The following is a 10,118-nucleotide window of genomic DNA, read 5'->3' as shown; positions in this document are numbered from 1 at the left end:
CATTAAATGATAAGCTGTTCTAATCACTGTAGTTTAGACTAAGAAAAAATTGTAAGAGAATAAGTAAGCTAACAAAGATTAGCTCAAAAAGAAGATAAAAATTGCTCTCCCACCCAGATTAACCACAGTGGGCGATGTAAAGCACCAGTTTTTTTCGGCTTTAATCGTTCAATTTTAAACAGAGTTCGCTTTTGTGAAGGGGCATTGTAGAAATGAAGTTCTTTCCATTTACTCATACGTATTGTTCCTAGGGATGAATCATCCATTTCCAATATCTCATGGGTATGGGGAAAATGATCACATTCATTTAATTTCAACTTTGCCCCATGTTTTTTCGGTCTGTTTAATAAATTTGCCATTGCCATACTCACAATCCAACACGACCTATTTCGGTTTATTTTCTGGCAATTTTCTACACACTTGCCTTAAAGGATAGTTGAGCTACACTTCCTACTTTTTCCGTGGTCATCATACTGTCCATTAACTCAAAAGTTGCATCTTTACTTTTGACCAACATTGAGTAACTATCTTCACGGAATTTTTCTAGTCTGCTATATTTGTTCATAGAGAGAAGATTATATTTTTACTTATTTATATTTTCTCTCTATTTTTCTTTTCTGTCTTGCCCTTCCTTCTTTCTCTCTCCATTTAGTCTAAATTACAGTAATCAAGCTTGTCGAGGAATCTTAAAACCCCTTATTTTTAGTTAAATTGCGTAAGTCCTGATATAGTCATTTCGACGAGGTTTGACACGACTGTGAAAGAACTATAAATCATTAAAGCTTAAGAAAATTTTTAATTTCATAAAAATGAACAAACCTAAACATATTAGTTTTTTGATACGTCATTTACAACCTAGTGGAATTAGTATTGTAGTTCTTAATTTAATCAATTCACTAATTGAATATGACCTCTTTGTTGATTTAGTGATTCTAAACGCCAACGATAGTCCTTATCTATCACAAGTGTCATCGAAAGTAAGAGTTATTGATCTTAAAACACCCATATCTGGAGGTAATCTTAAAAATCCTTTTCAAGTAATTAAGCCAGTTTTTCAATACTTAAGAGAAGAAAAACCAGATTTTTTATTTTCTAATATCTGGCTTTACAATATTTTAGTTATTATTGCTAAAATTTTGGCGAATACCTCAACTAATTTAACAATAATTGAACATGATCATTTATTACTTGGTTTAACTAAATCTCCTAAATCAAAATTTTTCAGCAAACCTCTACTCACAAAATTTTTACCTTTACTGGTGAGGATTTTTTATCCTTTTGCCAATAAGATAATAGCCGTGTCAAAAGCCTTAGCAAGAGACTTAGAAGAAGAGTTTAATTTTGAAAATGGTTCAGTTAAAACAGTTTATAATCCGATTATCAACAATAAACTACGAGAAACAATCAAAGAATCTATCAATCATCCTTGGTTTGAGTCTGAACAACCGCCGGTCGTGATGGGAGTCGGTAGACTATCCAAAGAAAAAGATTTTGCTACTTTAATTCGCTCTATTGCTTTAGTTAGAAAACATCATACAGTGCGATTAATGATTTTAGGTGAAGGTGTAGAACGAAAAAAATTGGAAAACTTAATTAAAGAATTAGGTTTAGAGGATAGTGTTTTGATGCCCGGATTCGTTATTAATGCTCCAGCGTATATGGTGAAAGCCTCTGTATTTGTGCTTTCTTCTATACGAGAGGGCTTATCAAATGTATTGATAGAAGCCATGACTTGTAATCTCCCCATTGTTTCAACCAATTCCAGAGGAGGCGTTTTAGAGGTCTTGGATAATGGTAAGTTTGGCGAAATTGTACCCGTTGGAGACCCTGAAACTATGGCATATGCAATTATCCGTGTTTTAAATGGCAATGGCAAAACCTTTGATTCACAATGGCTGAAACAATTTTCTATGGAAAGTGTCACTAATCAATATTTGAAAATTGTCAATGGTGATAAATAGTCAATTTTTTTTGTAATTAACGCGATGTGCAACTAAAACGTTCTAACTTAATGCCTAATGGGGAAAATTGTGCGATCGCACATCATCAGCAAATTGAGTGACTGAGTCAGAAATAATGGTTTTTAAATCGGCATAAGCCTTAGCAAAAGGAGGAGATTTTGCCGATAAACCCAACAAATCTGCCGTTACCAATACCTGCCCATCACAACCCTTTCCAGCCCCAATGCCAATGGTAGGAATAGAAAGACTATCGGTAATTTTTTGGGCTAATTCCATGGTCATATGTTCTAATACAATAGCAAAAGCCCCTGCTTTTTCAAGGGCTATCGCCTGATTAAAAATAGTCTCCTGTGCGATCGCACTTTTCCCCTGTTGCTTATAGCCTAGAACCCTGACAGATTGAGGAGTTAAGCCCACATGACCCATCACAGGAATACCAATTTCCGTTAATCTACTAACCGTTTCTACCATGGCAGGATAACCCCCCTCCAGTTTTACCGCATCAGCATTAGTTTCCTTAATAATTTTACCCGCCGACTCAATGGCATGAGTCACACTGGTTTGATAAGTAAGAAAAGGTAAATCGCACACCACAAATGAACGTTTTACCCCCCGACACACCGCTTTGGTATGGTGTATCATCTCCTCAAGGGTAATAGGTAAAGTATTATTATGGCCCAATGCCACCATGGCAAGGGAATCCCCCACCAAAATTAAGTCAATCTCCGCATCATCAAGCAAAGATGCAATGGCATAATCCCAAGCGGTAAGACATACAATGGGTTTTTTTTCCTGTTTCCACTGACACAATTTTTGAATAGTAACTTTCATTCGTGAAATAATTAATAATTTATCATTACATAAAATGTCCAATTTTTTCTTTCAATTTGATTTATTGCTTCATATACTATGAGTTAAATTAATAAGAAATAAAATAATATTAGTGGAATAGTAAAAAGTCTAATCTGAGTAAAATAATTAAGTTTAAAGTAAAGCAAAGAAAAAGACAATGAGTAAGTTAGTAGGCATAATTAAACTAATTTAACCAAGGAATAAAAAAGCACTTAAGCACTTTAGTTGATAATAGTCTTAGTAAAATATAGCGTTTTTTATAATTATGAGATACATTCATTATTCTCAAGTCCCCCTTATTAAGGAGGATTTAGGGGGATCGTCTTGTACTCCGTAACCATGATAATTGCTATAATATCTGTAACTAATTTTAAAACTTGAGTTTAGACTAAATCTAATTTTAAACGCTGAAATCCTTATATGATGTATGTTTTATATTTTTTATATTAAACGGATAAGAATAGTAAAAATCTTGCTTTACAAGGATCATAGCTTCTTATAGTTTAAATTAGTCTAAAGTACAGTTAAAAACTTACCTTTTGAAAAATAAGAATATTGTGCAAATAAAAATATAATCAAATACAATTTACTAGGTCTAAATAAATATCTTTAAGCATCTAATAATAATAATAATTTTCTTGATATAAATATAGTTGAAATAACAAAAATATCAAAGATATAACTCTAAAATATTAAAACCTTATTACTGATTTTAAAATTCTCAAATTTCTCTCATTAACTCACTTTTTGCTCTCAACAAAATTAGTGTTTAATAGTTCCCTCTAACTTTTTATCCATAAAAACATAATTAATTTCTGGTTCAATAATTTCATAAATTCTTGGTATTCTCACAATAGTTTTATAAGGAGAAATAGAATTATTCTCTATGGATGTAGAACAATTAATTATGCCGTGAATATCTTGATTTTCAAGGGCGTAATTTAACTGTTTCTCAGTGTCATAGGTTAACAATTCCAACCTCAAATAATGTTGAGAAATAACCCCTTTTAACTTATCACTAATTTCTGTTAGTTCCGTAGAGGTTTCATTTTCTGTCAAAACACCTATTTTTACTATCATGGATGAACGAATAGCAATCACATAAAGAGCTATGGTTAATAAAGTACCCACCAACGCTTCTGTAAGAGCAACATCTGCACCGCCCAAAATAACATAAACCAATACAGCAACTGCCCCCAAAATTCCCCTAATCACAAGGGCATAATAAGGATTTGGTTGTAATATCAACAACAATGCGGAAATAGGCATTAAGGCGGTAATAATATATATGTATAAATTTTCCATGGTAGATAATTAATTTATGACTAAAAATTAACAAAAAATAGCATAAGATAATAGACATCTCCAATAACTTTTGGACAAGGGAAAAAGTAATCCCTCAGAGCATATATTAATATTTTTTTGAAGATGTCTAATGATTACAAAAAATCGACTTTAATTATCCCAACAATGCTTGGGCAGTGTCAGGGGAAGCGGCCATTTCCTCTAACCTTTCTTGTTGATCTTGGGCAATACAAGCCTGAATCACATCAACAATTTTACCTTCTAAAACAGAATTAAGATCAAAGTTACGATTTAAACGGTGATCAGTAGCTCGATTATCTTTATAGTTATAGGTGCGAATTTTTTCAGATCTTGCCCCTGTACCCACTTGAGATTTACGCATAGAACTTACAGAATCCTGTTGCTCCTTCAGTTTCATCTCGTAAAGTTTTGCCCGTAAAATCTGCATCGCCCTTTCACGGTTTTTAAGTTGCGATCGCTCCTCAGTACAGAAAATACGAATTCCCGTGGGTTTGTGCATCAAATCCACCGCCGTTTCTACCTTGTTGACGTTTTGTCCCCCAGCACCCCCAGAACGAGCCGTAGTCATCTCAATATCTTTGGGGTCAATTTGCACCTCCACATCATCAACTTCGGGCATAATGGCGACAGTAGCGGTGGATGTGTGAACTCTTCCCCCCCCCTCGGTCAAAGGTACTCTTTGTACCCGATGTACCCCCGCCTCAAACTTGAGTTGACTATACACATTATCCCCAGTAATTTCCAAGATAGCTTCCTTAAAACCCCCCATCTCCGCAGGAGATTCGCTCAACAACTTCACATTCCAGTTCACCAATTCCGCATAGCGAGAATACATCCGTACTAAATCTCCCGCCCAAATACTAGCCTCATCGCCCCCTGTACCAGCCCTAATTTCTAGCATAATGTTTTTATCGTCGTTAGGATCTCGGGGCAATAACAATACCTTTAGCTTTCCTTCTAACCGCTCAATTTGCTCTTGTAATTCCTCAATTTCCATCCCGGCCATTTCCTTCATTTCAGGATCTGCATTTGATTCTTTATAAATCTCTTTTGCCCCCTTCAATTCGTCCTGGGCTTGTTTCCATTCCGTGTAAGTAATTACCGTTTCTTCTAAGGAAGAACGCATTTTAGCAATCTTCTGTAGTTCACTGGGATTCGTTGCTATATCTGGATCTCCTAGTCGTCTGGTCAACTCGTGAAAGGTTGTTTCAACGGAATTTAATTTATCTATTAAATACGATTCTGCCATCTTTTCTCTATAATAATTTAACTAACTATAATCTCGAAACCTACTAACACCAAGCAATTTTCTTTAGGTTGTAGAAATTAAGAATAACTTTTATATCTCTTTAGTTTATCAGTTCCGAAGATATTGGTTTAGGCTTTTTCTTGCCACTCCCCACTATAAAATAACCTACCAAGGAAGCTAGTTACCAATTTGGAACACTTTAACAGGCATATTAACGGAGAATTTAACTTGAGGAAAGAACTGTTAATTTTTGATGGGATAAAATGAATAGCAATGAATGACTTTTGTTGTTTATTAAATCTAAAAAGCATTTATTACATTAAGTTTTCCGTTTCATTGATACTTTGTAAAAAAGACTTTTATGACAATGTTTTGCTTGATAATTTTTGTTTAACTGCCAAAACAAAATCCCTGTGATAGAATAAAGCCGTCTTTAAATTTACAAAACTTAAGACTTCGTCAACGGCAATAATTTTGATTATCTAACTAGCTCAGAAATCCCATGGTAGTAAATAGATTTGGTAAACTGTGTACGATCGCCCTTTGTTGTGCATTTTTAGGGGGTTGTATGGCGGAAAACCACAGCCAAGCCCAAGAGGAAAGGGGGGGACAAGAAAGACCATCAGCCCCTTCTGTAGATGCGGTAAGGGTCAATAGAGAGAACCTTGAAGAAGCCCAAGAATATATTGGTACCACCCAACCCGTAAGAGAAGTTATAGTGCGATCGCAAGTAGAAGGACAATTACTGAGTTTAGCGGTAGATGTTGGGGATACCCTCAGCACAGGACAAACCATTGCCAGATTAGACGACACCATTTTAAGTTCAGCCCTCACCAGGGCGCTAGGAGAACTATCAAGCCTCCGTGCCGAGAGATTAAGAGCCGTAGCCGAAATCAATGACGCTCAATCTCAGGTAGAATCAGCCCGTATCAGACTACAACAAACCCAAGCCGACGTTAACCGATTTGAAGAATTAAATAGAGAAGGTGCGATCGCCCGTAGAGAATTAGAAGTCGCCCAAACCGAAGAAAGAACAGCCCTGCAAGAAGTATCCTCCGCCCAATCCCAAGTCAGAGTAAGGGAATCCGCCGTAAGTGCTATCGACGGCAGAATCCAGAGTCAACAGGCCATCATTGCCGAAGCCAGACAAAGACTAAACTACACCCAAATCAGTGCCAGTAATGCAGGACGAGTCCTCGAAAGACTTACCCAACCAGGCAACCTCGTACAGCCCGGGGGCGAAATATTGCGTATTGGCGACTTTAGCCAAGTAAAAGTACAAATCTCCGTCTCCGAATTAGACTTAAGCGACTTTTCCATTGGTAGCCCCGTCAATGTCCGCCTAGACGCATATCCAAACCAAACCTTTAGTGGCGTAGTTTCCACCATTTCCCCCGCTGCCGATGCCAACGTTAGGCAAATTCCCCTCGAAATAACCCTCGACACCAACAACCAATCCATTAGCGGTGGTTTACTAGCCCGAGTCACCCTTGCCGATAATCGAACTCCCCCCATTATCATTCCCCAAAACGCCCTCAACGTTGGTAATAACGACAACTCCAACAATCAAACCGTTTTTATCCTCAACGAAAATAATGGTGAACCCTCCGTGATAGCTCGTTCCATAGTTGTAGGTAGCAACCGTAATGGTAGAATCGAAGTCACTCAAGGTTTAACAGAATCCGATCGCCTAGTGGTAAGAAGTAGTCAACCCCTCCAAGATGGGCAAAATGTCAGCTTGAGCATAATTTCTGATGACTAATCACCCTATAACGCCATGAAAATATTAAACGTACAAGATTTAGAAGTAACATTTTTTGACGATAACCATAACCCCTCCACCGCCGTCAACGGAATAAACTTTGAGCTAGAAGCAGGAAAAACCCTAGGCATAGTAGGGGAGTCAGGCTCAGGAAAATCCGTCACCTCCCTGGCTATCATGGGCTTAATGGCAGGTAACGGTAAAACCCAAGGACAAATTTGGTATCAAGACAATATCGAATCATCCCCCATCGACTTACAAAGCCTCAACGAAGAAGAAAGAAGAGAATATCGAGGGGGCAAAATAGCCATGATTTTCCAAGAACCCATGAGTTCCCTAAATCCCTTATATAACATTGGTTTTCAGATTACCGAAGCCATATTACAACATCAGAAAATATCAGAAAGTGAAGCCCGAAGACAAGCCATCAGCGTTTTACAAGAAGTAAAATTATTGCCGAATGATGACATCCTTACCCAAGATTTTTATAAAGAAACAAAAAGCCCTAATCCCAATGAGAAAGAAGTAACTAAATACATCAACGAGCGAAAAAGAGAAATTCTCAAACGCTACCCCCACGAAATGAGCGGAGGACAACTGCAAAGGGTAATGATTGCCATGGCAATTTCCTGTAATCCTCGTCTCCTCATTGCCGATGAGCCTACCACAGCCCTTGATGTCACCGTACAGGCCACCATTTTAGAACTTTTGAAAGAATTAGCGCGAAGCCGTCAGATGTCAGTCATTTTCATCACCCATGACTTATCAGTGGTGGCAAACATAGCTGATTTTTTGGCGGTGATGTACCATGGTAAGATTTTGGAATATGGCGAAGCCCAAGAGGTGTTATTAAATCCCCAAAGCTCCTACACAAAAGGTTTACTGGCCTGTCGCCCTCGTTTGGATGACCATAGGGAGTATTTACCCACGGTGGCTTCTTTGATGGTCAATGATGGTCATATTTCCGAAGTCGATTTACCTCCAAAAAAGGTGAAATTGGATCAACCTCTGATTGCGGTGGAAAATTTAATAGTTGGTTTTCGTAAACCTGGTATTTTTTCTTGGGGCATTAAACCAGCGGATTATTTTTGGGCGGTGGATGATGTGAGTTTTCAAGTTTTTGCAGGAGAAACATTGGGTTTAGTCGGGGAATCTGGTTGTGGGAAGTCCACCTTGGCAAGAACTTTGTTACGGTTAATTAATCCTATTTCGGGCAAAATTGACTTTTTGGGGCAGGATTTAGCCAAATACAAGAAAAATGATCCTCGTTTACGCAAGTTACGCCGAGAATTACAAATTGTCTTCCAAAATCCCTATAATTCCCTTAACCCTCGCATGAGTATTGGTAAAACCATTATTGAACCCATGGAAATCCATAAAATGGGGGGCAATAGTCGTAAACGCAAGGAAAGGGTTTCTTATTTACTCGAAAGGGTTGGTTTATCCCCTGATTGGTTTAATCGTTATCCCCATGAGTTGTCGGGGGGGCAAAGGCAAAGGGTCTGTATTGCTAAGGCGTTGGCGCTTAATCCTCAGTTAATTATCTGTGATGAGTCGGTGTCGGCTTTGGATGTTTCTATTCAGGCACAGGTGCTAAATTTGCTGAAGGAGTTGCAACGGGATTTTGGTCTAACCTATATTTTTATTTCCCATGATTTGAGTGTGGTTAAGTTTATGAGCGATCGCATCATGGTCATGAATAGGGGTAAAATTGAGGAAATTGCCACCACAGAACAAATTATTAATCATCCTCAACGGGATTACACTAAAAAGTTGATTGCCTCTATTCCGAAGTTTCCTACTTTGGCTTAATTTTCCTTCGTTAAAATGCCAAGAAACCATGAGAGGATGAGATAACAGAAAGATTAATCTTTTATGTTTTTGCCCTCAATCCTCAATATTTTCGACTTTTTTGCGTATTGGTGATAAGTAAGTAGGCATAATTAAATCGATTTAGGCAAGGGGTTTAAACCCCTTGTTCATAAGAGTCTTAATAAAATAAGAGCTATAATTAATTTCGCCAACCTACTTACTTTTTTCTTGAAGGTAATTATCCATTATCCATTGTCAATTATCAATTAATATCCCATGTCAAATTTGGAAGAACTAATCAACGCCATTCAGACAGAAGCCCAAAATGCAGATTTTCCCTTGGATATACCCGTATATGAATCCGCAAAAAAAGACCCCACAAAACCCATTCTCTATTACGGAAATCTTAAAAGTAATGTTTGCTTTTTTGGACGGGATTTAGGGCGTGATGAAGTCATGGCAGGACAACCATTAATCGGGGCTTCTGGTACATTAGTTCGCCAAGGCTTTTATCAAGCCATATACAAAGAAAATACCAGTGATAGGGATAAATTAATGGCTGTGTGCGATCGCCTCTTATTGACTAACACAGTACCCTACAAGCCCCCTGAAAACAAAGCCTACGGAGTGAGAGTCAAAAAAAGATTTCGTCCATTTGTAGAACAACTACTGACTATCCATTGGCAAGGAAATCATATTATCACCCTCGGCACAGAAGCATTTAAATGGTTTGAACCCTACACCGATAAAGAAACATTTAATCAATTTTGGGCAGACAAAGACAATCGTTATCACCAGAGCATCGAAGTTAATTTAACATCCATAGATAACCAAAGAAATACTGTTCATAAAAAAACTCTCATTTCCCCTCTGCCCCATCCCTCCCCTCTTAATCAACGTTATTATCGATTATTCCCCGGAATGTTACAAGCAAGATTAGCCAGCCTAGAATTTTAATAAAATTATTGTAAATGTTTATTAATTTCCTAGAGACCACAGAAATATTGTCACAATGTGAAAATAATAGCTCATAATAGTAACTGTAACGGTATTTATAAAAATGATTTAGTTAATGAATCAGAATTTATGTGAAATGAAAATCTCACCTATGATTTCTGAAAATAGTCAAAGTTATAACACTGTGACCCAATCCATT

Annotated in this window: 9 protein-coding genes; 4 read left to right on the top strand and 5 right to left on the bottom strand. The window is 37.3% G+C overall.

Annotated elements, in window-relative coordinates:
- Positions 1-83: 83 nt before the first annotated feature.
- On the bottom strand, positions 84-359 hold the full coding sequence (locus A5482_RS06410; RefSeq protein WP_242412012.1) for a hypothetical protein: 276 nt from the start codon (positions 357-359) through the stop codon (positions 84-86).
- Between the two features lie 53 nt (positions 360-412).
- Complete coding sequence (locus A5482_RS06405; protein WP_242412011.1) at positions 413-565, bottom strand: hypothetical protein; 153 nt, start codon at positions 563-565, stop codon at positions 413-415.
- A 244-nt stretch (positions 566-809) separates the two neighbouring features.
- On the opposite strand from A5482_RS06405, the gene A5482_RS06400 reads away from it, so the two are divergent.
- Positions 810-1,961, top strand: coding sequence for a glycosyltransferase (locus A5482_RS06400; RefSeq protein WP_069791620.1), 1,152 nt, complete (start codon positions 810-812; stop codon positions 1,959-1,961).
- 54 nt (positions 1,962-2,015) lie between these two features.
- Here the strand turns inward: A5482_RS06400 and panB are convergent, their stop codons facing one another.
- The 3 genes from panB to prfA form a co-directional block, all read right to left on the bottom strand.
- Entirely contained in the window at positions 2,016-2,792 is a 777-nt protein-coding gene (gene panB, locus A5482_RS06395; RefSeq protein WP_069791619.1) for a 3-methyl-2-oxobutanoate hydroxymethyltransferase, read from the bottom strand.
- A 783-nt stretch (positions 2,793-3,575) separates the two neighbouring features.
- On the bottom strand, positions 3,576-4,118 hold the full coding sequence (locus A5482_RS06390) for a hydrogenase subunit MbhD domain-containing protein (RefSeq protein ID WP_069791618.1): 543 nt from the start codon (positions 4,116-4,118) through the stop codon (positions 3,576-3,578).
- 154 nt (positions 4,119-4,272) lie between these two features.
- On the bottom strand, positions 4,273-5,388 hold the full coding sequence (gene prfA, locus A5482_RS06385; RefSeq protein WP_446684827.1) for a peptide chain release factor 1: 1,116 nt from the start codon (positions 5,386-5,388) through the stop codon (positions 4,273-4,275).
- A gap of 502 nt (positions 5,389-5,890) precedes the next feature.
- Between prfA and A5482_RS06380 the strand changes: the two genes are divergently transcribed.
- From A5482_RS06380 to A5482_RS06370, 3 genes are all read left to right on the top strand, one after another.
- Positions 5,891-7,150: an efflux RND transporter periplasmic adaptor subunit gene (locus A5482_RS06380; protein ID WP_069791617.1), complete on the top strand. Its 1,260-nt coding sequence runs from the start codon at positions 5,891-5,893 to the stop codon at positions 7,148-7,150.
- A 15-nt stretch (positions 7,151-7,165) separates the two neighbouring features.
- Entirely contained in the window at positions 7,166-8,962 is a 1,797-nt protein-coding gene (locus tag A5482_RS06375; RefSeq protein ID WP_069791616.1) for an ABC transporter ATP-binding protein, read from the top strand.
- 276 nt (positions 8,963-9,238) lie between these two features.
- On the top strand, positions 9,239-9,919 hold the full coding sequence (locus tag A5482_RS06370; protein ID WP_069791615.1) for a uracil-DNA glycosylase family protein: 681 nt from the start codon (positions 9,239-9,241) through the stop codon (positions 9,917-9,919).
- The last annotated feature ends 199 nt before the right edge of the window (positions 9,920-10,118 follow it).

Origin of the sequence: Cyanobacterium sp. IPPAS B-1200 (assembly GCF_001747005.2) — a bacterium.
In the GTDB taxonomy this organism is placed as follows: domain Bacteria; phylum Cyanobacteriota; class Cyanobacteriia; order Cyanobacteriales; family Cyanobacteriaceae; genus Cyanobacterium.
This window is presented reverse-complemented; position numbering and strand designations above follow the sequence as displayed.